23 protein-coding genes are annotated in these 25,811 nt (G+C 41.6%); 13 read left to right on the forward strand and 10 right to left on the reverse strand.

Translation table 11 applies throughout. The features are described from left to right. Nucleotides 1-14: 14 nt before the first annotated feature. The 9 genes from ACT3QP_RS09410 (at nt 15) to tsf (ending at nt 9,611) form a co-directional block, all read left to right on the forward strand. On the forward strand, nt 15-770 hold the full coding sequence (locus tag ACT3QP_RS09410) for a crotonase/enoyl-CoA hydratase family protein (RefSeq protein ID WP_444525312.1): 756 nt from the start codon (nt 15-17) through the stop codon (nt 768-770). A gap of 362 nt (nt 771-1,132) precedes the next feature. Beyond that, entirely contained in the window at nt 1,133-2,308 is a 1,176-nt protein-coding gene (locus ACT3QP_RS09415; protein ID WP_444525313.1) for a multidrug effflux MFS transporter, read from the forward strand. 275 nt (nt 2,309-2,583) lie between these two features. Further along, nucleotides 2,584-3,480, forward strand: coding sequence for a transporter substrate-binding domain-containing protein (locus tag ACT3QP_RS09420; protein ID WP_444525296.1), 897 nt, complete (start codon nt 2,584-2,586; stop codon nt 3,478-3,480). A 12-nt stretch (nt 3,481-3,492) separates the two neighbouring features. Next, complete coding sequence (locus tag ACT3QP_RS09425) at nt 3,493-5,718, forward strand: ATP-binding protein (RefSeq protein WP_444525297.1); 2,226 nt, start codon at nt 3,493-3,495, stop codon at nt 5,716-5,718. Nucleotides 5,719-5,781: 63 nt separating this feature from the next. Continuing rightward, entirely contained in the window at nt 5,782-6,144 is a 363-nt protein-coding gene (locus ACT3QP_RS09430) for a response regulator (RefSeq protein ID WP_444525298.1), read from the forward strand. Nucleotides 6,145-6,173: 29 nt separating this feature from the next. Next, nucleotides 6,174-6,623 carry a chemotaxis protein CheX gene (locus ACT3QP_RS09435; protein WP_192520450.1) on the forward strand — a complete coding sequence of 150 codons (450 nt, stop codon included), beginning with the start codon at nt 6,174-6,176 and terminating at the stop codon, nt 6,621-6,623. A 32-nt stretch (nt 6,624-6,655) separates the two neighbouring features. After that, nucleotides 6,656-7,105, forward strand: a complete 450-nt coding sequence (locus ACT3QP_RS09440; protein WP_444525299.1) for a chemotaxis protein CheX — start codon at nt 6,656-6,658, stop codon at nt 7,103-7,105. 397 nt (nt 7,106-7,502) lie between these two features. Then, on the forward strand, nt 7,503-8,297 hold the full coding sequence (rpsB, locus tag ACT3QP_RS09445) for a 30S ribosomal protein S2 (RefSeq protein WP_192520448.1): 795 nt from the start codon (nt 7,503-7,505) through the stop codon (nt 8,295-8,297). Between the two features lie 432 nt (nt 8,298-8,729). Next, on the forward strand, nt 8,730-9,611 hold the full coding sequence (tsf, locus tag ACT3QP_RS09450) for a translation elongation factor Ts (protein WP_444525300.1): 882 nt from the start codon (nt 8,730-8,732) through the stop codon (nt 9,609-9,611). Nucleotides 9,612-9,817: 206 nt separating this feature from the next. On the opposite strand, the gene ACT3QP_RS09455 is transcribed toward tsf, so the two are convergent. From ACT3QP_RS09455 to hflX, 4 genes are all read right to left on the reverse strand, one after another. Continuing rightward, nucleotides 9,818-10,627, reverse strand: coding sequence for a lytic transglycosylase domain-containing protein (locus ACT3QP_RS09455; RefSeq protein WP_444525301.1), 810 nt, complete (start codon nt 10,625-10,627; stop codon nt 9,818-9,820). A 413-nt stretch (nt 10,628-11,040) separates the two neighbouring features. Continuing rightward, the gene (locus ACT3QP_RS09460) at nt 11,041-11,730 is read right to left on the reverse strand and encodes an LrgB family protein (protein WP_192520424.1); all 690 of its coding nucleotides are present in this window, start codon (nt 11,728-11,730) and stop codon (nt 11,041-11,043) included. Between the two features lie 33 nt (nt 11,731-11,763). Continuing rightward, complete coding sequence (locus ACT3QP_RS09465; RefSeq protein WP_444525302.1) at nt 11,764-12,183, reverse strand: CidA/LrgA family protein; 420 nt, start codon at nt 12,181-12,183, stop codon at nt 11,764-11,766. Nucleotides 12,184-12,695: 512 nt separating this feature from the next. Then, nucleotides 12,696-14,126 carry a ribosome rescue GTPase HflX gene (hflX, locus tag ACT3QP_RS09470; protein WP_444525303.1) on the reverse strand — a complete coding sequence of 477 codons (1,431 nt, stop codon included), beginning with the start codon at nt 14,124-14,126 and terminating at the stop codon, nt 12,696-12,698. Between the two features lie 566 nt (nt 14,127-14,692). Here hflX and ACT3QP_RS09475 point away from each other — a divergent pair. Next, on the forward strand, nt 14,693-15,523 hold the full coding sequence (locus ACT3QP_RS09475) for a lysophospholipid acyltransferase family protein (protein WP_444525304.1): 831 nt from the start codon (nt 14,693-14,695) through the stop codon (nt 15,521-15,523). A 140-nt stretch (nt 15,524-15,663) separates the two neighbouring features. Here the strand turns inward: ACT3QP_RS09475 and ACT3QP_RS09480 are convergent, their stop codons facing one another. Both ACT3QP_RS09480 and ACT3QP_RS09485 read right to left on the reverse strand, forming a co-directional pair. Further along, nucleotides 15,664-16,704: an aldo/keto reductase gene (locus ACT3QP_RS09480; RefSeq protein ID WP_444525305.1), complete on the reverse strand. Its 1,041-nt coding sequence runs from the start codon at nt 16,702-16,704 to the stop codon at nt 15,664-15,666. A 74-nt stretch (nt 16,705-16,778) separates the two neighbouring features. Continuing rightward, nucleotides 16,779-17,276, reverse strand: a complete 498-nt coding sequence (locus tag ACT3QP_RS09485) for an FKBP-type peptidyl-prolyl cis-trans isomerase (protein WP_442073012.1) — start codon at nt 17,274-17,276, stop codon at nt 16,779-16,781. A 404-nt stretch (nt 17,277-17,680) separates the two neighbouring features. On the opposite strand from ACT3QP_RS09485, the gene ACT3QP_RS09490 reads away from it, so the two are divergent. Further along, nucleotides 17,681-18,352, forward strand: coding sequence for a DUF1294 domain-containing protein (locus tag ACT3QP_RS09490; RefSeq protein WP_444525306.1), 672 nt, complete (start codon nt 17,681-17,683; stop codon nt 18,350-18,352). A gap of 132 nt (nt 18,353-18,484) precedes the next feature. Here ACT3QP_RS09490 and ACT3QP_RS09495 read toward each other — a convergent pair whose 3' ends face one another. The 4 genes from ACT3QP_RS09495 to ACT3QP_RS09510 form a co-directional block, all read right to left on the reverse strand. Further along, nucleotides 18,485-19,096, reverse strand: coding sequence for a hypothetical protein (locus ACT3QP_RS09495; protein ID WP_444525307.1), 612 nt, complete (start codon nt 19,094-19,096; stop codon nt 18,485-18,487). Nucleotides 19,097-19,363: 267 nt separating this feature from the next. Beyond that, nucleotides 19,364-19,993 carry a signal peptidase II gene (gene lspA, locus ACT3QP_RS09500; RefSeq protein WP_444525308.1) on the reverse strand — a complete coding sequence of 210 codons (630 nt, stop codon included), beginning with the start codon at nt 19,991-19,993 and terminating at the stop codon, nt 19,364-19,366. Further along, the gene (ileS, locus tag ACT3QP_RS09505; protein ID WP_444525309.1) at nt 19,986-22,823 is read right to left on the reverse strand and encodes an isoleucine--tRNA ligase; all 2,838 of its coding nucleotides are present in this window, start codon (nt 22,821-22,823) and stop codon (nt 19,986-19,988) included. The genes lspA and ileS overlap by 8 nt, the downstream gene beginning before the upstream one ends. A 300-nt stretch (nt 22,824-23,123) precedes the next feature. Beyond that, nucleotides 23,124-23,840: a GntR family transcriptional regulator gene (locus ACT3QP_RS09510; RefSeq protein WP_444525310.1), complete on the reverse strand. Its 717-nt coding sequence runs from the start codon at nt 23,838-23,840 to the stop codon at nt 23,124-23,126. Nucleotides 23,841-23,978: 138 nt separating this feature from the next. Between ACT3QP_RS09510 and ACT3QP_RS09515 the strand changes: the two genes are divergently transcribed. Together ACT3QP_RS09515 and ACT3QP_RS09520 are read left to right on the forward strand one after the other, a co-directional pair. Further along, a complete protein-coding gene (locus ACT3QP_RS09515; protein ID WP_442069833.1) occupies nt 23,979-24,677 on the forward strand; it encodes an aspartate/glutamate racemase family protein in 699 nt (232 codons plus the stop codon). A 118-nt stretch (nt 24,678-24,795) separates the two neighbouring features. Next, nucleotides 24,796-25,811, forward strand: a 1,016-nt coding sequence (locus tag ACT3QP_RS09520) for an NCS1 family transporter (protein ID WP_444525311.1), incomplete at its 3' end; no start/stop codon positions are given.

Raw genomic sequence — 25,811 nt, forward strand, 5'->3', positions numbered from 1 at the left:
GTATCACTGATAATATGTTAACGGTCACATTGAATCGCCCACACAAAAAAAACGCCATGAGCTTCCAAGTAGTGAACGAGCTGATTGCTTTGGCAGGTCGTATTAGAAAAGATCAAACGATACGAGCGGTGATATTAAACGGTGCAGGAGACACGTTTTGTGCGGGTATTGATTTGGGTGATTTGAACCATCCAAAAAACAAAGCATTTGCATTTTGGGAACTCGTAAAACCATGGCAGAGCGCCTTTCAACGGGTGTGCCTGGTGTGGCGTGATTTACCTGTACCTGTTATTGCGGTCTTAGAAGGCTACTGTATTGGAGCAGGGCTGCAACTAGCGCTCGCTTGCGATGTGCGTATTAGTCATCCTGATTGTCAGCTCTCTATCATGGAAGCTAAATGGGGACTCGTACCTGATATGGGCTTAACGCAATCTGCATTTGGCGTCGTGCGCGAAGATGTCTTAAAAGAGCTGGCTATGAGCGCGCGTATTATTGATGCTAACGAAGGGCAGGCTTTAGGTCTGGTGAGTCATTGTAGTGACAAGCCACTTGAACAAGCACAGCAGCTTGCTGCTGAATTTTCTGAGCGCTCACCTGATGCAGTGCTGGCGAGTAAACGCATTATTAACGCTATGCATCATCAGCCTGCGACAACACTATATAAAGAGAAAATGTGGCAACTCAAAATGATGCTTGGTCGCAACCGCAAGTTGGCACTTAGAAAAGCCAAGCAAGCCAGTACGTCGTTTAGCAAACGTCAGTTTCGTTAATTTGTTTTTACTAAAACAGATTGCCGTTTGAGGTTTTTAGGCATATCCTGAGCTATTTATTTTATCTTTCAGTAATTAACATTTGTTTTATTAACGTCATTTATCTATTGAAATATAAACGGATAGTGCGATATAGCACTGTCCGCCTGTAAACGCGCATGTGACTACATACTATACTGTTATTTTTGTGAGCGGTGCTTGATACATCGTATCAAGTCAAAGCTGAAAACAACTATAGTGTGGATAATAAAATAATTATTATATAAAACGGCCTCAATATGTCTGCTTCAAAACCTTCCCAATCGAATAAACCTATTGCTTCTGAACGAGTGCACTCTGCTGATCTACCGGTTGCATGGATTATGATGCTCGGGCTTATCGTAGCGGTAGGGCCACTGTCTATCGATATGTATTTGCCAGCGCTACCATCAATGGCAGATGACTTTGGCGTATCCACTGCTTTTATGGCCAACTCTGTACCCGCGTATTTTTTGGGTTTGGTGTTTGGTCAGCTGTTTTATGGGCCGTTCAGTGACCGTGTAGGGCGAGTGAAGCCTTTATATATTGGGATGACGTTATATGTTATCGCCTCTATCATTTGTGCAACCACGAATAATGAATATGTGTTATTTGTCGGGCGAACCATGCAAGCACTTGGGGCATGTGTTGGAGCTGTGGTTACTCGTGCCGCGATTCGTGATCGACTGACCGCCAAACAAACGGCAAAAGCATTTTCTATCATGATATTGGTAATGGGATTGGCACCAATATTAGCACCATCGCTTGGCGCACTATTTTTACAGTTTTTTAGCTGGCATTCTATTTTCTGGTTTTTGGCTGCTTTTGGTACGCTCAATTTGTTACTGACTAAATTTTTCTTCTTTGAAACGTTGACCGAAGAAAACCGTAATGTGCGTCCTGCAAAAGAGGTGCTTAGCCAGTACTGGGACTTATTAAAAGATCCGACATTCAATTATCCTGCGATTGGCGGTGGTCTTTTGATGGGAGCGATGTTTGTTTATATTAGCTCGGCCTCTGAATTGATTATGGATACTTATGGCGTGTCAGCGACGCATTTCGGTTGGCTGTTTGGCATGAATGCCGCGGGATTTGTTGGTTTAACCCAATTGAACCAGTGGTTGACCAATCGCTTTCGCATTTTGAGTATTTTGCGCTTTGGTGCGATGATGCAGGTTATTTCTGCAGGCGTGCTATTTATAATAGGTCTATTTTTGGGTACTGATGCTTGGTTGCCATTGGTACTCGCCTGTATTTTCTTCTGTATAGCAGGCTTAGGTCTAACCCAGCCAAATGCTTCTGCTATTGCGCTCGCGTTCCAAAAAAGCCGTGCTGGTATGGCAAGTGCACTACAAGGCTCATTGATGTTTTCAGTTGGTATTTTCGGTGGGTTATTGTTAAACCTATTTCCAGTTAATCCTGTGCTAAAAGTTGGTATTGCGATGTTTGCACTAATGGGGCTTGGTTGTTTCTTGATTTGGCAAATAGATCGTAACTTAGATTTGAATGACGCAGAGTAGTATTATTAAATTCAAATTTTTAAAATGCCCAATATATATTATATATATTGGGCATTTTTTTATTAACTTATAAATACAAGTCTTTCATCAGATCAAAAATTAAATTATTAATATATATTAAGGAATATCATTATTGTTGAATTAATCATTGCATTTTTTATTTTACCTAACTACTATATATTGTAACTATTTAATTACAATTGAATATTTTTCGAAGTTTGATGGCGTTAATGTGTTTTTTGAGTAACTAACAAATTTATATCTAAGGATAGATTATGAAAAAGTTGTTTAGAGTGTTTCCAATTGTATTGAGTGTTGGCCTGTTTGGCTGCAGTAACTCTTCCACTCAAGAAAATGCCAATGCGACTGGTACGCCAGTAACAGAAAATAAAGACAGCTTTGTTAGTAATCTGCCTGACACGGCGCCAACATTAAAGGTCGCCATGACAGGTGATTTACCGCCTTTCTCATTTCAAGATGACTATGGCAACATGCAAGGCACTGACGTTGACTCCATTAGAGCTATTGGAGAAGAGCAAGGCTTTAAGGTCGAGTTTTATAAAGAAACTTGGCAAGATATGTTCGATAGTGTGGAGTCAGGAAAACGTGATTTAGCTATTTCTGGTATCTCTTATAAAGACGATCGAGCGGTAAGATATGGTCTATCAACGCCTTACTTTTTTAACCCAGCTACCATCATGTACTTGGAAGGTAAGTTTGATATAAAAGGACTAGACGATATAAAGGGTCTAAAAACCGGTACGTTGGCAGGTTCTAAAGAAGAAGATACTCTAAAACAGATGGGTAATTCGGTTGAGTTGGTTTCAAGATCCACTGCATTTTTGGCTTATCAGGACTTAATACAAGGTAAGACTGATGTTTTCTTATATGATATGCCAGTGCTGCAGTACATCATAAAAGGTTATCCAGAACATAAAGTGAAGATTGTACCTTATGAAGCGGCAGACGCGCCTTCAGCGCAACAAGTCGTATTAATGGCAAAAGAAAATACTCAGTTGATTAATACGGTTAATGAGGGTATTGCTAAGCTAAAAGAAAAAGGGACATTTAAGGAAATTGAAGAGCGCTGGTTAGGTGAGGCTGTACCTGCATCTGCATCTGCATCTGCTGATAAGAGCAACTCTGATACTAATACTACGCAATTGAACTAAGGAATTCTGAAGATGGCAACCACCTCCAATGTTGACAATAAGCGCTATCAAGGTCTGATTATTTCAATTGCACTGTTTTTATCTCTAATTGGTGCCTTGTTAGCATTTACGTTTTATACGTCAAGTTTATTAGAGAGAAATACGGCTTTAATTGACCAAACTAACCGCGTTGCTAATAATGCGCAGGCCGTAATTAAAGATCTTTTTGATTTAAATAATAGTTATGGTGAGGATACTAAGTCACCACACATACAACGAGTACTTACTCGTTTAGAGAGAAATACCGCACTCATTACTGAATCAATTGCTGCCATTGAGCAAGGTGGGGAGGTGATAGATATTGATGGTCGTACTCATGATTTGCCAAAAATTGATAGTGATGCACAAGTAAATATCGCAGCCGCTAATGAGCAGTGGAAGGCACTAGAGCCTAAGATTCAAGCATACCTAGAAAACGCTGATAATATTATGGTGCCCTCTGCCGATCAGTTGACTCAAGCGGTTGAGCAGGCGAAAACATCAAGTTTGTTTATCAATGATTCTTTAGATAATCTAACCAACGACGTATTCGTTAGTGCAGAACGTCAGGCAGATACGATTCGCTTGATTCAGCTACTGGGTGTTGTCGCTATTTTTACCTACTTTCTAGTGTTCGTTTTCTTCTTTGTGCGTCGTCTACGTGAGACAGATGCTGAAGCAGCAGCTGCTCGCCAAGAAACACAAGAGATTATGCAAACGGTAAACACAGGGCTATTTTTGCTTGATAAAGACTTGAATATTGGTCAGCAGCATTCTCGAGCGCTGAATGACATTATCGGTTCTGACAGCTTATCAGGAGAGAACTTTACTAACGTCTTGCGTGGTCGTATTTCTGATAAAGATTTGAAAACCACACAGCAGTTTATCGAACAGCTTTATAACCCACGAGTGAAAGAAAAACTGGTGGATTCTCTCAACCCTTTACATAAAGTGATGTTACACAATACATCTGGTAGTAAAGCGGCAAATAACCGTTTCTTAGATTTCAAGTTTTCACGTGTTTATGACGATAAAGACATTGCTCGTATTTTGGTCAATGTTAACGATGTATCAGATGCTGTTCATTTAGAACAACGCTTAGAAAAAGAGCGCTCACAAAACGATATGCAGATTGAGATGTTAACCACTATCTTGAATGTAAATCCAAAGATTATTAATGAATTTATTACTAATACTCAGTTGCATATCGAAAAAATGAACAATATCTTGAAAAATCCTGGTAGTTCACAATACGAGCTCGAAGGTAAGTTGAAAGCCATCTATCGCGAGATGCATAGCTTAAAAGGTGAGGCCTCTGCACTGAAACTACACAGCTTTACTAAAATTGCTTCAGATGCGGAAGACAAACTGCATGCATTGCAAAATCAAGGTCAGCTATCAGGTAATGACTTCTTACCATTGGCGGTGCACTTAGATGACTTATTGAGCCTGTCGAACACTATTGCGACGTTAGGTGAGCGTATTAATCGCTCAGCACCAACCACCGCAAAACCCGTCGCCACACAACAAACTACTGAATTAGATGAGAGTGTCGTTGAACACAGTGTGTCTGATGCAGTTATGGTGGAGAGTCAGATACCAAATCATTCAATCGGTAGTATCGAGATGGATGGCGGTCTAGATATTGATCTAGATAGTGATACAGATGATGATGTTTTGTCTTTTTATAAAGCGTTTGTGACAGACATTGCAGAGAGACAAGGCAAGCAAGTACAGTTAAAAAGCAGTACGCTTAGTGACGTGCAGATACCAGAGTCTATCGCCAAGCCATTCAAAGAGATGAGTATTCAGCTATTACGTAATGCTGTGGTGCACGGTGTCGAATCACCAAGTGTCCGTCAAGCTGCTGGTAAAGCCGAAGTGGGAACGGTTGACTTAGAAGTACAAGACAGTGGTTCGAATTTTATACTGATTGTACAAGATGATGGTCAAGGTATCGACTATGATAGTATTCGTAATAAATTAAGCAACAGTGGTCGCTTTAGCACAGAAGAAGCCAGTCAGTTGAGTCAAAGCCAATTACTCAAACAGCTATTTTCTTCAGGTTTTTCTACCAAAGAAGATACGGATGAAGATGGTGGTCGCGGTGTTGGTCTCGATATCATTAAAGCGCAAGTAAAAGAGTATAATGGCAAGCTTAATGTAAATAGTGAGCTGGGTCAGATGACACGGTTTGTCATTACTTTACCTAAAGCTTAATCAAAAACAGTAGGTTATATTGTCAAGGACGACAAGTACTTCATTAAAGGTAATAGAACAGTTATGCATAAGTTAATGATTGTTGATGATTCAAATATTATCAGAAACCGCATACAGCGCGCGTACGATTCAGGAGAGTTTATGCTAGTTGCGACAGCGACTAGTGGTGTTCAAGCCCTTGAAAAGTTCAATATTCATCGTCCTGACGTGATTACTATGGATTTGACCATGCCGCAAATGGATGGACTTGAGTGCATTGAAAAAATCATTGCGATTGATCCTGAAGTGCGAATTTTAGTGGTGTCCGCATTGTCTGATAAAGCCACTGGTATTGAGGCATTGTCGTTGGGTGCCAGCGGATTTTTGTGCAAGCCTTTTTCAGAGGAAGAGCTTGTGGAGTCTTTGTATGAACTAATGCAAGACTAAACCCTTCAACGACTTAAGTAGATGTCATTATGAAAGAACAAAAGCTACAGATTTTTTTGAGTATTATTAGTAACTATTTTAATCAGTTTGGGGAAGAAGAGCTTATCGCTGATACCCCATATCTGTTAGAGAATAAACAGCCAAAAGTTCACGACTATACGGGTGTCATCGGTATATCAGGTGGTCAAAAAGGCGTGGTATATTTCTCAGCAACCCATCAGCTATTATCTACTATATTGGACAGTATGGGTGAAACTGATAAAAGTGATGAGAATTATATAGATTTGGCTGGAGAAGTGGCTAATACCATCGCAGGCAATGCACGCAAAGAGTTTGGCTCTGAGTTTCATATATCGGTGCCACTGGTCTTTAAAGGCTCTCCGCAAAGTATTGTGTTGCCTAACGATGAGCGTTCTTTTATTATCCCCATCACTTGGCACTCGCAAATTGGCGAGATTGTGGTCTGCTTACAAGATTAACGATACTGCCGCACAATAAAGATGGATATATTATGGTTAAAGTAGAAAAATTAGGTGTGTTTCTTAGCTCAATAAATGCTTTTTTTGTACAGATAGACGGCTCAGAAGTATCTATTGACACACCTTATTTGAATCATAACAGAAGTGCCGTTGGCTATGATTATAGTGGTGTGATTGAGATATCGGGCCCGCTTGAGGGTTGTGTCTATGTCAGTGCGCCAAGCGTGATGTTGCGAGAGATCATCAAAGTTATGGGTGAGCCTGACTCATCAATCAAGATGATGAAAGATTTGTTAGGTGAAATGGCCAATACCATCTCTGGTAATGCTCGTACTGAGTTTGGTGCCGAGTTTATTATCTCGCCACCCCACATCGTTGAAGGTGTCCCGAGTGTGTCTTACTTGCCCAAAGATAGACAAAGCTATGTGACTCCCTTTACTTGGCATGGTTACAAAGCGGTGATCGGTATTTGTATCGCATAATCAGATATAGAGCAAAGTATATACAGTCAAAGTAATTTTAAAAAGTGATACATTAGTGTCGCTTTTTTTGTTTGTAGACAAGGTTATATTTCGCTTTTATTTTAATGCGTTATACTAATAAATGACTGGAGATTGTTGTAGATTATATGATAAAATATGGCGCAGCTATTTTATAAGTTAGAGTTTGATATTTTACCAATTCTAATCATAGCTTCTTTTTTAAACCAACCAATGACACACACATCATGGCAAAGAATTGCTGGGTGTTTGGCGACTTGATTAATTTGCATAAAAGTTAGTGTTGTCTTAATGAGCATTAACCGTTAGCAGATGCGTGTCGCTAGATAGGCAGTTTTTGTGATGTGGAGGCATAACCCAACCAATAGGAAAATTTAACATGGCTACAAAGAACCCAACCAAAATCGAAATGCGCGACTTATTACAAGCCGGTGCTCACTTTGGCCACCAAACACGTTTTTGGAACCCAAAAATGGGACCATACATCTTTGGTGCACGTAACAAGATCCACATCATCAACCTAGAGCACACAGTAAAAGCGTTTAATGAAGCTTTGACTTATGTAAACGGCCTAGCTGCCAAGAAAAACAAAGTATTGTTTGTTGGTACTAAACGCGCTGCAAGCGGCATCATCCGTGAGCAAGCTGCCCGCGCTGGTATGCCGTACGTTGACCATCGCTGGTTAGGTGGCATGTTGACTAACTGGAAAACACTACGCCAGTCAATCAATCGTCTAAAAGAGCTGGAAAAGCAATCAGAAGACGGTACTTTCGCGAAGCTAACTAAGCGTGAAGCGTTAGAACGTACTCGCGATATGGAAAAACTTGAGCGTTCACTAGGCGGTATCAAAGACATGGGCGGCCTACCTGATGCTATCTTTGTTGTAGACGTGGATCATGAAGCGATTGCTATCAAAGAAGCCAAGAATTTGGGTATCCCAGTTATTGGTATCGTTGATACAAACTCTAGCCCAGATAACGTTGATTACATCATTCCAGCTAACGATGATGCTATCCGTGCGGTGACTTTGTATGTTACCTCTATGGCTGATGCTATTATTGCTGGTAAAGAATATGCACAGACTCAAGCTGGCGGCAAAGCTGAGCAAGCACCTGCTGCTGAAGAAGCACCAGCTGAAGCCAAAGCAGAAGAAGCTGCAACTCCAGCAGAATAAATAGCTGGCCGAAAAGGTTTAACTTAATAAGAATAATTTGATAGCGTATCTATCAGTACACTTATGAGGTTATTAACAGCGTATAAGCTTACAATAGGCATGATGTAGTTTTACTCGTCATGCCTTGTTGTTGATGGATAGGCAGTTAGTAGGCGAGTATTATCGCCTATGTTTTTCCGCACTATACAGTGTCTATGATGACTATTTACAATAGATACGGTTATCACGGAAACAGTGACATCATACAATCAGATTGTATGGCTATACAGTAAAAAATATTAGCAAAAGTTAAGCACTATAGTTGAATCCAAATGATCTCAATACAAGTAAGCCAAATGCAAGCTATACATTAGTATGGTTAGCGAGGATAACGACGTAGCGGATTTATACGGACTTGACTATATCCAACATAACAATACTAAGGTGACTCTTATGTCAGAAGTAAAAGTATCTGCCAAAATGGTAAAAGAATTGCGTGACCGTACTGGTCTTGGCATGATGGAATGTAAAAAAGCGTTAGAAGAATCAAACGGCGATGTTGAAGTTGCTATTGATAACCTACGTAAATCTGGTCAAGCTAAAGCCGCTAAAAAAGCGGGTAACATCGCAGCTGATGGCGCAATCATCATTGCCCAAGGCGAAAACAAAGCATTTTTGTTAGAAGTTAACTGCCAAACTGACTTCGTTGCAAAAGATGATAGCTTCACTGCATTTGCAGAAAAAGTAGCTAATATTGCCCTAGAGAATAACGTAACTGACGTTGCCGCTATCTCTGCATTGCCTTATGGCGATGGTCAAACCGTTGAAGAAGCACGTGTATCATTAGTACAAAAAATCGGTGAAAACATTCAGGTTCGCCGTGTTGAAGTACTTGAAGGTGCAAACATCGCTGCATACCGTCATGGTCTACGTATTGGTGTGGTTGTTTCTTATGAAGGTGGTACTGCAGACACTGGTAAGAACCTTGCCATGCACATCGCTGCATTTAACCCGGTTGCGGTTAATGACGAAGACGTTTCTGCTGACGTACTAGCACGTGAAAAAGACATCATCGAAGCCAAAGCTAAAGAATCTGGTAAACCTGACAATATCGTTGAAAAAATGATCGAAGGTGGCTTACGTAAGTACTTAGACGAAGTAACTTTACTACGTCAGCCATACGTTATGGACAACGATAAAAAAGTTGGTGACGTATTAAAATCTGAAGGCGTTAAAGTACTTGGTTTCAAACGTCTAGAAGTTGGTGAAGGCATTGAGAAGAAGCAAGAAGATTTTGCTGCTGAAGTTGCTGCGACTCAAGCAGCTAACAAGTAAGTTTTAAAATATCGTAAGCGCTATGTTAATTGTGAGCATTGTATCAATTGCTTGATGTAGTGCTTGCTGATTGTTTAAACAAGCTTGTTTTTGAATCTAAGAAACATAAAAAAGCCCGTTAATTAGTTAACGGGCTTTTTTATGTCTAGCTTACTTATCTTGGGGTTACTGTTTTACATACGCTAGCTTTTTAGCGACTTAATGTTTTAGCGTAAAGCAGCATACGCTGAGTTGACATAACTGGCACTGTTACCATTACTACTGGTGCCATAACTGACATTTTTAAGACCACTGCTTGTATTATTGTTTTGGTTACTAGCGCTCATAGTCACGCCATATAGGCCTGAATCATTTTTATACAAACTATGATAGCGGCTCATCACCTTTTTAACATAGTTCTGTGTTTCTTTGAAGGGGGGGATACCACCGTATTTATCGACATTGCCTTCCCCTGCATTATAGCCTGCCACAGCATACTCAACTCTATTGTCAAAACGACGCATGAGCCAAGCGATATATTTAGCTGAGCCCTCGATATTTTCGGCTGGGTTCCAAGGGTTGCTTACTTTAAAGCGGCGGGCAGTGGCAGGCATTAGTTGCATCAGACCTTGTGCGCCAACTGGTGAGCGTGCATTGGGATTAAATGCTGATTCAGTATGCATCATTGCTTTCATGAGCGCTGGATCTACGCCATGGCGCTCGGCAGAAGCACGAATGTAGCTGTCATAAGCATTACGGCTACTACTATTACTAGCGGCGCTGCTTCCGTAGTTATTACTATTGTTATTGCTACCATCGTATAACTTAGAGCTTTTGTAGTAAGTAACTTGTACTTTTTTAGTGAATTGATCAAAGTTACCACTGGGATTGACATTAGTCAGTAATACTTTCCCATTTTTATCCTTATAAATCGTTATGTTCTCAGCTTGAGCAGTAACGGATAAAGTCGATAGGGCAAGGGTAGTCAGTAAGATAGGAGACAAGCAGCGAGTAACTAGGGTTGTAACATTTATCATAGGGTTATCACTTTTCATCGAGTAATAGCAAAATATTTTGCCTATAGGCGCATTGTTGTGCGCGTTTAAGCGGTTATCGTGTTGGTAGCGAGCTCTATAAAGGGTATAGCAACTCAGAACACATCACTTCTAACTAGAAACCACTCGTAAAATAGATACAAAAAATAATAGTTGTTTACTATAACATATAATAACTTTTCAACGCATAGGATTATTACAAATAAGACGTAACAGTCAGTATTATATATAAAGATAATTATAATTAAATCAACATGCTATGTCTTCTGAATTTGGTGATTCAGCCGTAGGCCGATCCTCATGCCAGGGTATATAACCTGTTAGTAAAAAAGTGAAGATAACTTGAGTGGGCTATTAAGAAACAGCTAGAAAAATTTTAGGGCTATATGGATCATTTAGCCACTAAGTGCACTAATAAATACGGGTACCCAGACGGCGGTTACTAGACCGTTTACTGCCAATCCGAATGCAGCATAACGACCCGCAGTTTGACTGATTTGCCAAGCTTCGACAGTACCAAAAGCATGAGCGGCTAGTCCAAGTGCTAGACCTTTGGCACGATCATCATTGATACCACGAAACAAAAACCGCGCTAACATACCACCGATAAGCCCTGAGACAATAATAATTAAGTTGGCTAGGGCAAGGGGTGCTCCAATCAAATCAGCGACACTCAGACCAATCGGGGTGGTCACTGAACGTGTCGCAAAGGCAAGAATGGTGTCGTGACTTAATGACAGTAGATACGCTAATGACATCGGTAATAATGCACCAACCATACTTGCAATGCCAACGATTAGTGTCAGTTTTTTGACTGGCAACCCCTTAAAATTCATCGCTGCTAGCGGCACGGCTAGTAATACAGTGACATATCCTAATAGATGGTCAAATACGGGCTTGGCAACATCATAATAATCATCGTAATTCCATTGCAGAATGAACAAAAAGAGTAAGACAAGGGCTAACGCAGTAATCACCATTGGCAACCATGCAAGCTTGCGTGCCAGTACACGAGCAATCACGTGTGCTGCTAAGGTTAGTACTATCGCTGCCAGGGTCGCCACAAATATATTGTCAAAACTCATCACAATTTCCTTGTTCTATATCACTCACAGCGATTATTTGTGCTCTTCAATAGTAGTGTGGTCAATATCGTTATTTAGCCAGTTGTTGGCAAGGATAGCCAGCCCCCACAATGGAATTAACGTACTGATCATAATTGTTAGCATTACTCCCCATAGCTCCTCACCTAAGGCGAATAGTAGTAATCCTGCACCCGCAGAGACTGGCAAGAAAGCAAAGCCACTATCAACCAATAAAAGGTTACTGGCTTGCGTTAGCCAGCTTGGTAAGCCTTTGAGTAATCGCCATGTGATTAAAATGCAAAACATAGCGACCAAGCCGACAACATTGGCCGCTTTTTCGATACCTGCCCACTGACAGACAATAACGGCTGTCTCACGGACAATGATAACCATTACTAAAGTCAGGATTATTGCAAGCCATAGGGGCATATTAGAGAGATGAGTAGATTTCATAAGAAATGCTGGCCATGTCAGACATATAGGGTAGTTACAAGATTAGACTAGAGCGTGTCATGAATTAGATTGTGAGGCTTAAAATGAGAAAAATTGTAGATAAACAAAGAAACAATTGCCATTAATATGAATATATTGGCAAAATTGCTGACGATGTTTGGCAAAATTTAGCTATTTTAAGGTCACCACATCTATTAATGTGCTGATTAATGACACGCGCTAGGTCATAATGCCTTAGTACATGTGTCCTATATATCAATGTTTGTTGAATAGATAACAAATGATTATATACAGAGTGATCAAACTAATAAAGTCTATAAGGTAATACCGTGCTTTGTTGTTTGGACTAGATATCAGTGTTCACGATATATAGCACACAAAAAAGGATGACATCGATTGATATCATCCTCTTATTATGGCCTGTTGAACAGTCGAATATGGTACTAGCTGTGTCTTGTTTAGCTCTTATAGCTTTATAATCAGACCTTTACAATATTATATTTAAAATATTTCTATTTCGATGGATGTTCTGTTTCAGTGTTTAACGCATCGAAGTCATCAAACGCTTGTTCTTCAGCTGCAGTCATTGTTGGCTCTTCTTCATCTTCGTCAGGCTGCTCAAACTCTTCTAGTATCGGCATTAGTAGCGTTGCCTGCGCTAATGGCAATACATCTACAGGCTCTAAATCGGCTTGACCAAGTAGTTGTCTGAGTCTATCACTTGGCAAGCGAATGGTTAAACACTCGTGACCACTGTCATCATAGCTTTCTTCTTGAATGACACCGAGCTCATATAAGGTGTTTTTTAATTGTCCTGCATGATAGGGAAGCGTCAAATCAAAAGTAGTCAGTGTGCCAGTGAGCAACTGTTGCACGGCCAATGATAATTCTTCAATGCCCAAGTTTTCTCTAGAGGAAACATAAACTCGATTAGGTTGCCCTTCGCTAGCATAACCGACCCGTGCAGGCTCATCCGTTAAATCAATTTTGTTATACACATTGAGTACAGGCACATCGTTATCAATTTCAGCCAGCACATCTTTGACCGCCTGAATTTGCTCATGCATGTCTTCGCTAGACGAATCGATAACATGTAGCAATAAATCTGCCTCTAATGTCTCTTCTAATGTGGCATGAAACGACTCGACCAACTCATGTGGTAAATGACGGACAAAACCTACTGTATCGACCAACACCACACGTCCCACACCTTGCCAGTCTAAACGGCGTAGCGTCGGATCGAGTGTCGCAAATAGCTTGTCAGCCGCATAGATATTTTCATCGACCAAACGATTAAATAGGGTGGACTTGCCAGCATTGGTATAACCAACAAGTGAAATAGTCGGTACGTCTGATTTTTGACGGCGGGCTCGACCTTGCGCACGTGTCTGTCTGACTTTCTCGATTCTATTTTTGAGCTGCATGACGCGCACTTGTAGCAAGCGACGATCGGTCTCAAGCTGGGTTTCCCCTGGCCCACGCAGACCGATACCACCTTTTTGACGTTCCAAATGCGTCCAACCACGTACCAAACGCGTCGATAAGTGATTCAGCTGCGCAAGCTCTACTTGTAGCTTACCTTCATAGGTACGGGCGCGCTGAGCAAAAATATCCAAAATCAGACCAGTGCGGTCTAGCACGCGGCATTTTACCAACGCTTCGATATTACGCTCTTGTGAGGGCGATAAACTGTGGTTGAAAAGCACGATATCGGCATCATGCTCGCGTACCATTTCTGCTATCTCTTCTGCTTTGCCGCTACCTACGAAGTATCTGGCATCGGGACGTGCACGTGAACCAGTTACTAGTGCCAAGCGATCTGCCCCTGCTGAGTCTGCCAACAGCTCAAACTCACCAAGATCGTCAGGATCCTGAATTTGGCGGATGTCTAAATGTACTATAATGGCGCGCTCGCCACCTTCATGTCTTTCAAAATAATCCAAAGATTGTCACCTATTTAATAAAGTAGATATGTCGCTATGATATTAGGGCGTGTTGAACATTCAAATATTAGGGCTGCTGATTGCTAAAATTGCACCAAACTAGGCGCAAGCCGACGATAATGTCGAGACTTTAACTAGGCTTGTAACGACGTTTGGGGTGATTTTAGCATCAGCCCTTTGGGGCAGTATTATTTTTTGCCAATATATGGCGAAATTGTTTCACCTAGAATGACTAGGCATCAAAAATTTCACTGCATATTGTCTGAAAAATAGTTGCTGCCAGCACCACATTTGAATGTTCAACACGCCCTAATCTAACAAACGTTTTAACAAACGTCGGAATAGCTTTTATATAACCTCTTATATAAGGTCTGATTGCTTGATGTTAAAGCGTATTGGTCCAATTATCGATATTTTTATGTTACAGAGCAGGTGATTGAATAAAATACCAACAAAAGCACTTCGTAACTCAGTGAACAAATCATCACTGACTGGCTAAATTTTGTTATACTCGCTACGTTTGCTTAAAATATACAATCATATGATTTTAATCACGAGGGATACAGATGAGCCAATCCAAGTCAGGCTTTTCACTCAGACAGCAGTTTGGTCGCGGTAAAAAAATCGCTGGTATGACAACAACAATCGCAGGAGGGCTAAGAACAGCCCAACGTATCGGTGCTTTTAGACAGCCACCACGTGAGAGATTGCCGCGCTATATTCAGACCTTTTGTCGTAAGATGGCAGGCTCTTTTGGCGTAAAAGTTGTTGCCGTTGAACGAGTAGAGCAGCACCATGGCTTATGGGTCTCTAATCATGTGTCATGGATGGATATTCCGGTTGTAGGGACGCTGAGTCCAGCCTTCTTTTTATCCAAAGCAGAAATTGGTGAGTGGCCAGTATTTGGTAAGTTGGCTCATGCGGCAGGTACGGTGTTTATTGAGCGTGGTTCCGGTGATGCAGGCTCGGTTGCTGAGCAAATTGCTGACTTTCTCAAAAAAGGCTATTCTGTCATATTTTTTCCAGAAGCAACCACAACCGATGGAAAAAAAATCAAGCGTATTCATGGTAAGCTGCTACAAGCAGCGATAGACGCTGATGTACCAGTTCGTCCTTTAGTAATTACTTATGTCAATAAGGACGGTACATTGAGTAAAGAGTTACCTTATTACGGTAAGCTAACGATGAAAGACAGTCTAAAAAAAGTACTTGATAGCAAAGACATCACTGCATATGTATTACCGCTTGAACCGATAGATCCAAAAGGGTTGAATAAGAGCGAGATGACCAATATATTGCAAGCACGTATGCAAGAAGGTTTGACTGAGTTGCATAATCGAGTGCTAACTAAAACAGCTCTAGAGCAATTGGCTCAAGAAAAAGTATCTAAAGCATAAGTTTTCTTAAATATCAGGCTTGCTTTAATTGATAAGTGAGCAAAAATAAAAAAGGCGCAAATCGCAGTGATAGTTCTCGCGATTTGCGCCTTTTTATTTTAGAAAGCTGTCATCAATTGATAATTTAATCAGTTGATAGTTTAAGGTGAAGGGTTTGGATGCTGCGTATGTACCGCTTCAATCGCTTCCAATACATCTGTGCTTAGGGTTAAATCAACACTATCAATATTAGATTTGAGCTGCTCTAACGTGGTTGCACCAATGATATTACTGGTGACAAAATGACGGGAGTTAACGAAAGCCAATGCCATTTGTGCCATATCTAAGCCTGCATCAGCGGCAATCTTGGCATATTGAACGGTGGCTGATATGGCCTCTTCATTGGTATAGCGGGCAAAGCGATCATACATGGTTAGACGTGCGCCTGCTGGGCGTTTACCATCAAGATACTTACCAGATAAGACACCAAAGCCTAGTGGAGAATAGGCAAGTAGACCGACGTTTTCACGATGGGCAATCTCAGCCATATTGATTTCATACAAGCGATTCAATAGGCTATAAGGGTTTTGCACCGTAAGAGGTGGAATCAAACCATTTTTATCCGCTTCCCAAAGGTAGCGCATGAGTCCCCAAGCCGTATCGTTCGATAAACCATAAGCACGAATGCGGCCTTTTTTAATCTCATCATTTAGCGCTTGAATGGTTTCTAAAAAAGGTGTCAAATCTTCTAGTGGTTGCGCTGCCATCTCTTCGGTATAACCAAGCTGACTAAAAAAGTTGGTTTGGCGTTCAGGCCAATGCAGCTGATAAATATCGATATGGTCTGTTTGCAGGCGCTTAAGATTGTCATCGATGGCACCACTGATTTGTTTGGCATTGAAACGCGTCTGCCCATCACGCAAAAACCCCATTGGTGATATTTTGCTGGCAAGAATGACTTTGTTACGCTGTTTGGTTTTATTAAACCAAGTGCCCATAAAGCGTTCTGTGTCGCCTTGCTTGTCTTTATCCGGTGGCGATGGATACATCTCTGCTGTATCCCAAAAGTTGACACCTTCGCTCAATGCCATGTCCATTTGTTCGTGTGCTTCGGACTCAGTGTTTTGCTGTCCCCAAGTCATTGTTCCTAGACAGATTTTAGAAACTTCTTCGTTGAGCTGCGGCAATTCTTGATATTGCATGCGAACCTCCTTTTGAATTGTTTTTATAGCCACTCATTTTTGTATTAGTGAACGTCTAAAGAGTTTTTGAATGATTACATCAGTTTGATACCAGTCACACCAGGTGGTGTCACTTTAAATACTTTCACTTTAAACAGCAGTGACTGTCCTGCAAGTGGGTGATTAAAGTCCACTTCGACTTGGTCATCGTCAATAGCGCTAATCGTACCAGGCAAGGTGTTTTTGCCTTTGTCTTCAAACTCCACCATCATACCAATCTCTGGATTGTCCGCGATTAATGCAAATTGAGTACGGCTGAAATGTTGAATATTGTCAGGGTTCCATTCCCCAAAAGCCTGTTCTGGCTCAAGATGGGCGGTACGAGTGTCCCCTGCACGTAGGTTCATTAATACTTGCTCAAAGCCTGGCAACAAGCTCTCATCGCCAATGGTTAAGCTTACCGGTGTATCGCGACTAAAAGTAGAGTCAATCACCGTACCGTTTTCTAGTGATACTTCAAAATGCAGTTTTACTAGGCTACCGTGTGTGATACGGGTGTCTTCATTGGGATTGATAAATTGTGAGTCGGTCATAGTCAAAGGCCATTCGTTGCGAAATTGGGATGTTAAATCAAAAAATAATATAAGAAATGATAAGTCATCTGACAGCGTATGTAAGCGTAAAAAATGTAACGCAAATAGTGTACTATAGTCGGCTCAGGAAGGTTCATATCAGGACAGTTCATATATAGTCAATCCACTATGAAATAAATACAGCGATACGGGTTACATTTTGCGCAGCCTCTGTCTGCGTAGGCACAGCAAGCAAGAAAAATGTAGCCCATATCTAGTGGTTGTGCCTCTTTTATTTAGGGCTGACTATACTAGACAGGCGATTGAAATACTACAACTCATCGGCTGAGCAAGTATGAAAGCGTATCTGATTTACATGAGATTGACTACGTATTTAGCGAATTTAAGAGAGAATGGGCATATCGATGGCTAGTAAACAGCAGGGGCAAGTTAAAAAATGGCAAGACGATAAAGGTTTTGGCTTTATTGAAACAGAGAATGGTGACTCATTATTCTTTCATATCAATGAGTTCAAAGCGCGTCGTCGTCCGGATGTCGGTGAGCAAGTGGTTTTTACACTTGGTCGAGACAATCAAGGGCGAATGCAAGCAAAAGATGTGCAAGAGCTCAGCTTTGTCCAACAGAAAATGGCAAAAAAGAATCAACAAATACGTCAGCGTAACCATAAGCGAAGCGCGCAAGCAGAGTTTGAAGCAGGACAAAAGAAAAGGTTGTTTTTAGGTGCTGGGTTTTATGGTGTCTTAATCCTGTTGGCAGTCATGGATAAACTGAATTGGCTAGTGGTCGGTTGGTATGCCGCATTGGGCATTATCACCTATGCGATGTATGCCAAAGACAAAGCCGCCGCTCAAAGTGGTGATTGGCGAACGCCTGAATCTACGCTACATCTACTTAGTGCGCTTGGCGGCTGGGTAGGGGCAATGGTTGCGCAGACGTATCTGCGTCACAAATCACAAAAGCCTGAGTTTCGTGTGACCTATTATTTGACCGTTGTTATTAACATGGCAGGATTGTTGTTTGTAATTGCTGGTGGTGGGTTAGAGACCTTAAAAAACTTGCTAGATTCTTTAATATAGAAGCATTTATTCATAGTCAGCGGTAAGATTTTGACGCGCATACCTAGAATGAAAATTTGAAAAGTCATAGCTTTTTAAATGACTTGTTAATGTTTGCTGAATATCACAATCTTGATTTAGCCTACGCTTTTTTTATGGATGATTTTTAACATCTTCGTTAGCTAACCGTTTTATTGCAGAAGGTAATTCTGAATAAGTAGCATTTATTGGGTTAAGTCGAAGTAGACTAGATAGTACAACAGTCTTTTGTGCTCCAAGAGACCGATTTAGTTCATCCGAAGATAAAATATAAAACTGCCATTGATTCATATTAAGTGGATCAATCGTATCTTGTTCTTTATGTATTAGCAGGCAAAATACGTAAATATCTGCTTGTCGTATAACTTCATTTGAACGGGTGTTTGTTTGAGAATTCCAGCATACAGTAGGACGTATATTAAATTGAATGGATGATAATTTTTTTTGATGCCATGTTTGAATAAAAGCACCAGATTTCACCTCAATTTTAATACCTTCTTTAGTTTTAATATCATATGCATCCCATTCTGTTCTATGACTATGATTCTCACCGAGAGCAGATGCAACAATATATTCTGCTAAAATACCTCTCATAGTGTTACTTACTAGATCAGAGCTAGACCATTGCCAAAATGACAACAAGTTTTCATTAAGAGGCTCTCCTTCAATATGAAAAAACTCTTCTCCTGATTTATGTTTAACTTCCAACGCTGGATATTGTGTCATAATTTTTTTCATAGCTGCTATAAGGCAAACTTTGTGTATCGATAAGAAATAATATAGCTAAGTCGTAGCTCATAAGCAATCTTCACTATAGTAAATACGTAGAGTCATGACTTTCATTTACAAGCACGCAATTGTACCGCTAGCCTGATTGGAGTAGATCTTATTTCTTAACGTATCGAAATCATAAGCCAAAAAAAAGGTGGCTTACGCATTCGTAACCCACCTTTTTTATTTATAAATTGAATTAATATCTCTAGCTGTAGACGGTTATGATCGTGGCATTTCACGCTTCTTTTCTAAAAACAACATATCAATGACAATCATTGCTACACCGATACTGATGCCCATATCTGCAATATTAAAGATAGGATAATGCCAAACATCCGCATTATGTACATGGATAAAGTCGATAACGTGACCATGTAGTAGGCGGTCAATGAGGTTGCCAACCGCGCCGCCCAGCACCAATGCCAGTCCGAAAGATAACAGCGTAGCTTTGCGAGGTGCTTTAATCAGATACACGATTAAAAATAGTGACATTACCAATGCCAATCCCGAAAAAAACCATTTCTGCCAACCACCAGCATCTGCCAAAAAGTTAAAGGCAGCACCATAGTTATACGCCAATGTCCAGTTAAGGAATGGCTCAATCACGGGCACTGGCTCATGAAACGTCAGCTTGGTTTCAGCCAACCATTTCGTCCATTGATCAATAATGATGACGACCAATGACAGCAGATACCACGTAAACGCGCGAGGGCCATTAGCGATAACTTTTGGTGTCTTTGTCAAGCGACCTTTCGGCGTTGACGAATTGCCTATCGTTGCATGAGCAGGCTCAGGTGAACCATCGCTCTGAGTCTGCTTTTGTTCTAATGGTTCTGTTGAATTAGGCATAGTGACGCACCTCGCCATCACCGCTGACGTTGGTCACGCAGCGTGCGCATAACTCAGGGTGCGTGCTATCGGTGCCAATGTCATCACGGATATGCCAACAGCGTACGCATTTGGTACCAGCGGCGGCACTGATATCTACCACTAAATCTGTAGATTCTTCTGTATTACCTTCAGTTTGAGCTTCTGCATTTACTTTTTCAGCAGGTGCGTCGCTCATCGGCTTTAAGGTAGCACTACTGGTAATGAGTACAAAGCGCAGCTCTTCACCAAGCTTAGCCAAGCTTTCATGCATCGCACCGTCAGCATATAGGGTGACATCAGCAGATAGGTTGGCATTGATGATTTTTTCGCCGCGAGCGGTTTCGATATGTTTATTGACCATATCTTTTGCGCGCATGATACGTTGCCAGTCGTCGTTACTGACAGCGCTTAGCTCAAGAGCTGGGAAGTTATACCATTCTTCGGTAAAGACATAACCTGCTTCATTGCCGTTTTTACCTTCTAACACTTCCCACGCTTCTTGCGCGGTGAATGACAAAATCGGTGTAATCCAACGAATCAACGCATGAGCGATATGATAAATAGCCGTTTGCGCAGAGCGGCGCGGCTGTCCATCTGTCTGCGTGGTGTACTGACGATCTTTGATAATATCTAAATAGAAGCTACCCAAATCTTGCGAGCAGAACGCAGTAATATACTGGGTGACTTGGTGAAAATCCATCGCATCGTAAGCACTGATGATTTGTGCTTGCACGGTTTGCGCGCGCTCAATGATGAACTTATCAAGGCTCACCAGCTCATTGACATCAATGCTATTGGTTGCTGGATCAAAGTCATCAGTATTGGCAAGCAAGAAACGTAGGGTGTTACGGATACGGCGATACATATCGATCGCACCTTTAAATACTGTCTTACCAGCACTCATCTCGTAACGGTAGTCACTAGAGGCAATCCATAGACGCAACATATCTGCGCCTGTTTTATTGATTTCATCTTGTGGCTTGATGATATTGCCCAGTGATTTACTCATCTTGCGGCCATTCTCATCAACCACAAAACCATGGGTCAATACCTGTTTGAATGGTGGACGCTCATATATGGCTTCGGATGTTAGCAATGACGTCTGGAACCAACCGCGATGTTGATCAGATCCTTCTAGATACATGTCAGCTGGGTTGGTCAATTCATCACGCTGATCGAGTACTGCAAAATGCGTTGTCCCTGAGTCAAACCAGACATCTAGGGTATCAGTTGCTTTATCATAGTCAGCTGCCTCGCTGCCTAAGAAGTCTTCACAGCTGGCATCAAACCAAGCTTCAACACCGCCTTCATGGATTTTCTGTGCTGCGACTTCCATCAGCTCAAGCGTGTTTGGATGTAGCTCACCTGTTTCTTTATGAGTAAAGAAAGTGATGGGCACGCCCCACGTACGCTGACGTGAAATACACCAATCAGGGCGACCATTCATCATAGATTCGATGCGGTTCTGTCCCCATGCTGGCGTCCAATTGACGGCAGGAATGTCAGCAAGTGCACGCTCACGCAGACCTTTGGCTTCCATACTGATAAACCACTGCGGCGTTGCACGGAAGATAATAGGTGACTTATGACGCCAGCAATGCGGATAGCTGTGTTCAATTTTGGTATGGTTGATTAAGTGACCGTTATCTTGTAAAGCCGCAATGATTTTTGGATTGGCTTTATAGATGTGTTCACCAGCAAACACCGCAGCACTATCTAAATAGACACCTGTGCCGCTCACTGGGTTTTCAACTGGCAAGTTATACTGAAGACCCACGATATAATCGTCGAGACCATGACCGGGTGCAGTATGGACTAAGCCAGTACCACTATCGGTAGTCACATGATCGCCTAAGATAAGTGGCACTTGGCGGTCTTCAATCAATGGATGCTGGGCGCGCAGACCTTCAAGCTCACGTCCTGATATCGTTGCTAAGATACCTTTATTTTCTAATTTAAGTTCCTCTACTGCTGTTTCGACGAGATCTGCAGCCAGTAAAAAATTGCCTTTTTCAGTCGCGACGACACTATAGTCACTGTCAGGGCTGACGGCGATGGCTTGGTTGGCAGGCAACGTCCAAGGAGTCGTTGTCCAAATGATGGCAGCGATATTGCCCAAGTCAGCTAAGGCTGCAACCTTGTCAGTATCGAGCACGTCAAAGCTTACATAGATGGCGTCGGATACTTTGTCTTGGTATTCAACTTCGGCTTCTGCTAGCGCAGAGCCACAGTCTAAGCACCAGTTGACGGGTTTCATACCACGAGTGACGTGACCGTTTTCATAGATTTTGGCCAGTGCACGCACGATATTGGCTTCTTGGTGAAAGTTCATCGTTAGATAAGGGTTGTCCCAATCGCCGAATACGCCCAAACGTTTAAAGTCTGCTTTTTGTAGTTCGATTTGGGTGCTCGCATATTCACGGCATAGACCACGAAACTCCGTTGCAGAAACTTTTTTGCCGACTTTACCGACTTTGGCTTCGACCTTTTGTTCGATTGGTAGACCATGACAATCCCAGCCGGGCACATAAGGCGCGTCAAAACCTGATAAGGTTTTTGATTTTACGATGATGTCTTTCAGTACTTTATTGACGGCATGGCCTAAGTGAATCTGACCGTTGGCGTATGGAGGGCCATCGTGCAAAATATACTTAGGAGCACCGATACGTGATTGGCGAATTTTGCCATACACATCATCTGCTTCCCAAGCAGCAAGCCAGTCTGGCTCACGTTTGGCGAGGTTTGCACGCATCGCAAATGGCGTGTCTGCAAGGTTTAACGTGTCTTTATAGTCGATAGATTCGGTCATAAGTAGTGTCTTTATCTAGTTATATAGTAAAAAGATGGTCATACAATTCAATACGTAAAACGATGATTTCTAAATCTGTCAGGACGGCTAATGCAATCAAAGCCATCTATTATAGGGCAAATCACCGATTAAAAATAGGGCGTAAGAAGGTCTGTGTTGAGCAGGAAAAGGTGTGTTTGAAATTTAAAAACCCTGTTTGATATGAATAAGTTGTCATACTTTGAATCAATTTACTGCAATTGATTCAAAATGCTTAAAACGTTCAAGGTACAAAATGCATAATTAAAAGACAGAGCATGTCTAAGTGGTAGCAATCGTCAGCTGCTCTGCCAATGTAGAAAAGGCGTTTGTTTTATGTTCAAAGTTAAGACTAGACTGCAAATGATAAAGATGCTCATCAATCAATAAAATAAGTTTTTGTTCGTCTCTTGCTTCAATCGCTTTTACGATACCTAAATGCTCATCTTCGGCACAGCTAGAAGAGCCCACTTCATTATATAAACCAATAATCAATGTGGTGCGCAATGTTAGTTCGGTTAAAAATTTTTCTAGTACTTGGTTTTTTGCAATAGTCGCTAATTTCATATGGAACTCTCGTGACAATCGTAGCTCCGCAGGCTTATTTCCTTGTTTCCGCGCCTCGGCCTCAGACGCAATCATACGGCGCATATCAGCGATATCCTCTGCATCGGCATTTTTAATCACGCTGCAAGCCAAAGTGCGCTCAATAGTACGACGAGCTTCGAACACATCTTCTGCTTCTTTAGGAGAGGGTGTGGCGACAAATGCACCTTTGTTAGGTCGTATTTGTACGACATGCATAGTAGCAAGGGTCGAGAGTGCGCGCCTAACATTTGCCCTATTACAGTTGAATAAATTACTCAGCATCTGCTCACCAAGTTTTGTTCCGGCAGGTAGGCGCTGTTCTGATACTGCAGACGTGATTGAGTTAATGATTGCCTGTTCTGGCATCTCAGCAATTTGCGTTTTTAAGTTTTTGGTTTTTGATGTAGTCATAGCCGGAATTATAGTGTGCTCTCCTCCTTTTAACAACAAAAATGAAGTTATCTATTGTATTGTTAACAAAAATAGTTAACAATAATTATTAACAATATTTTATTTTCCCATATCAAAAACCACGAAGAGTGAAATTTTATGCAGATTTTAGTAATGAACCCAAACTCAACGGTATCTATGACAGATAAAATTGTAGAAAGTGCTCGTCAAAAAGTAAGTGTTGATACTGTTCTTATCAGTGCTTCGGGCACAAATGCACCGGCTTCTATTCAAGGTCATTATGATGAGGCGATATCCGTACCAGGCCTATTGGATCGCGTACAGCAAGCTGAAGCTGAAGGCGTCGATGGTGTGGTAGTGGCGTGTTTTGATGATCCAGGTATTAATGCTTGCCGCGAGGTTTTTTCCGGACCTGTACTCGGTATTTGTGAGGCGGCAGTAAAAGCGGCAAGTATGATATCAACTTCGTTCAGTGTGGTCACGACGCTACCGCGCTCTATACCTATTATTGAAGAGTTGGTTCATGGTTACGGATTATCCCATCGATGCCGACGTGTACGTTCTGCGGCCATACCAGTACTTGCACTAGAAGAACCTAATTCAGGCGCACGTGAAAAAGTTCGTGATGAGATTCTACGTGCTGTAGAAGAAGATAATTGCGAAGCAGTGGTATTAGGCTGTGCGGGAATGGCTGATTTAACAGAGTGGTTGACGAAAGAGACAGGGGTTCCTGTTATTGATGGAGTAACGGTTGCAGTACGTATGGTTGAGGCCTTGGTCGGTTGTGGTCTGAAAACTAGCAAGGTTGGTGCTTATGCACAACCCATTAAAAGTTAAATCAAGGATAACTGAATATGTAAGTCATTAATATGTAAGTCATTAACGACTCGAAGCTAAGCAACTTGTAATCGCACTATAGATTTTTTCAATAAACTTTTTAGGGAAGGAGAAGGTGATGGGAAATGTAAAAGGTAATACAATCACGCCAGGCGTAGACTCTCTTGAACATAAGGCCATTGGTCAAGAGAGTCTAGCACCTCAAACCACTCGCATCATGGGCCCATGGTCCTATTTGTTTGCATGGTTGGGTGGTTGTGTGTCCATTGGTACGTTTACCGTCGGATCAGGTCTGGTCGGTACGTTGAACTTGTTACAAGTCGTCTTAGCTATTGCGATTGGTTGTACCGTGATTGGTGCTGCACTAATGATTAATGGTCGCGCCGGCCATAAATACGGTATTCCATTTATGGTGCAGTGCCGTTCTGCATTTGGTTTTTCTGGGAGCCGTATTCCTGCCTTGGTTCGCTCAGTTCCCGCTATTGTGTGGTTTGGTTTTCAGAGCTGGATAGGTGCAGGCGCATTGAACTTAGTGTCCGATGCGTTGTTTGGTTATAGTAATCTTGTCGCATTCTTTATTGGTTTTCAGTTTTTACAAATTGGTTTATCTGTTCTTGGTTTTCATGGTATTAAATGGCTTGAAAACATTGGCTCGATTTTTATTATCGGTTCTTTGATCTATATGTTCGTTAGCGTCATTAATAAATATGGTGATGCCATATCGACCAACCTTATAAATGTAGAAGGAACTTGGGGCACACCTTTTTGGGGTGCTACGATGTTGTTTTTGGGCGTGTACAGCACCATGATGTTGAACGTCTCAGACTATTCACGTGAGCTAAAGGAAGAGGTTGGTCTGTTTCGTCAAGTGGCTATTTATGCAAACTCGATATTACCGGCAACGCTTTTTATGGGTTTGATTGGACTAATGGTGACCAGTGCCACAGGTGAGGTTGATCCTATCAAAGTGTTTTCGAGTGCAGTAGACAATAAGCCTTTACTTGTGATTACCATGCTGTTCATTGCTTTTGCTCAGGTGACGACCAATATTTTAAACAATGTGGTACCACCTGCTTATGCACTGATGGATATTTTTAAAATTAAGTACAAAACCGCTGCTGTGCTTGTAGGGTT

The organism is Psychrobacter sp. AOP7-B1-24 (assembly GCF_052376215.1).
GTDB lineage: Bacteria > Pseudomonadota > Gammaproteobacteria > Pseudomonadales > Moraxellaceae > Psychrobacter.

What these genes read in the sequence shown, in the direction of transcription:
- ACT3QP_RS09415 (WP_444525313.1), top strand. Translation starts at nt 1,133, where the DNA reads ATGATGCTCGGGCTTATCGTAGCGGTAGGGCCACTGTCTATCGATATG.
- ACT3QP_RS09460 (WP_192520424.1), bottom strand. Translation starts at nt 11,730, where the DNA reads ATGAGTTTTGACAATATATTTGTGGCGACCCTGGCAGCGATAGTACTA.
- ACT3QP_RS09435 (WP_192520450.1), top strand. Translation starts at nt 6,174, where the DNA reads ATGAAAGAACAAAAGCTACAGATTTTTTTGAGTATTATTAGTAACTAT.
- ACT3QP_RS09495 (WP_444525307.1), bottom strand. Translation starts at nt 19,096, where the DNA reads ATGACACAATATCCAGCGTTGGAAGTTAAACATAAATCAGGAGAAGAG.
- tsf (WP_444525300.1), top strand. Translation starts at nt 8,730, where the DNA reads ATGTCAGAAGTAAAAGTATCTGCCAAAATGGTAAAAGAATTGCGTGAC.
- rpsB (WP_192520448.1), top strand. Translation starts at nt 7,503, where the DNA reads ATGGCTACAAAGAACCCAACCAAAATCGAAATGCGCGACTTATTACAA.
- ACT3QP_RS09490 (WP_444525306.1), top strand. Translation starts at nt 17,681, where the DNA reads ATGGCTAGTAAACAGCAGGGGCAAGTTAAAAAATGGCAAGACGATAAA.
- ACT3QP_RS09465 (WP_444525302.1), bottom strand. Translation starts at nt 12,183, where the DNA reads ATGAAATCTACTCATCTCTCTAATATGCCCCTATGGCTTGCAATAATC.
- ACT3QP_RS09515 (WP_442069833.1), top strand. Translation starts at nt 23,979, where the DNA reads ATGCAGATTTTAGTAATGAACCCAAACTCAACGGTATCTATGACAGAT.
- ACT3QP_RS09455 (WP_444525301.1), bottom strand. Translation starts at nt 10,627, where the DNA reads ATGATAAATGTTACAACCCTAGTTACTCGCTGCTTGTCTCCTATCTTA.
- ACT3QP_RS09430 (WP_444525298.1), top strand. Translation starts at nt 5,782, where the DNA reads ATGCATAAGTTAATGATTGTTGATGATTCAAATATTATCAGAAACCGC.
- ACT3QP_RS09410 (WP_444525312.1), top strand. Translation starts at nt 15, where the DNA reads ATGTTAACGGTCACATTGAATCGCCCACACAAAAAAAACGCCATGAGC.
- ACT3QP_RS09425 (WP_444525297.1), top strand. Translation starts at nt 3,493, where the DNA reads ATGGCAACCACCTCCAATGTTGACAATAAGCGCTATCAAGGTCTGATT.
- ACT3QP_RS09510 (WP_444525310.1), bottom strand. Translation starts at nt 23,840, where the DNA reads ATGACTACATCAAAAACCAAAAACTTAAAAACGCAAATTGCTGAGATG.
- ACT3QP_RS09420 (WP_444525296.1), top strand. Translation starts at nt 2,584, where the DNA reads ATGAAAAAGTTGTTTAGAGTGTTTCCAATTGTATTGAGTGTTGGCCTG.
- ACT3QP_RS09475 (WP_444525304.1), top strand. Translation starts at nt 14,693, where the DNA reads ATGAGCCAATCCAAGTCAGGCTTTTCACTCAGACAGCAGTTTGGTCGC.
- lspA (WP_444525308.1), bottom strand. Translation starts at nt 19,993, where the DNA reads ATGCCTAATTCAACAGAACCATTAGAACAAAAGCAGACTCAGAGCGAT.
- ileS (WP_444525309.1), bottom strand. Translation starts at nt 22,823, where the DNA reads ATGACCGAATCTATCGACTATAAAGACACGTTAAACCTTGCAGACACG.
- ACT3QP_RS09485 (WP_442073012.1), bottom strand. Translation starts at nt 17,276, where the DNA reads ATGACCGACTCACAATTTATCAATCCCAATGAAGACACCCGTATCACA.
- ACT3QP_RS09440 (WP_444525299.1), top strand. Translation starts at nt 6,656, where the DNA reads ATGGTTAAAGTAGAAAAATTAGGTGTGTTTCTTAGCTCAATAAATGCT.
- ACT3QP_RS09480 (WP_444525305.1), bottom strand. Translation starts at nt 16,704, where the DNA reads ATGCAATATCAAGAATTGCCGCAGCTCAACGAAGAAGTTTCTAAAATC.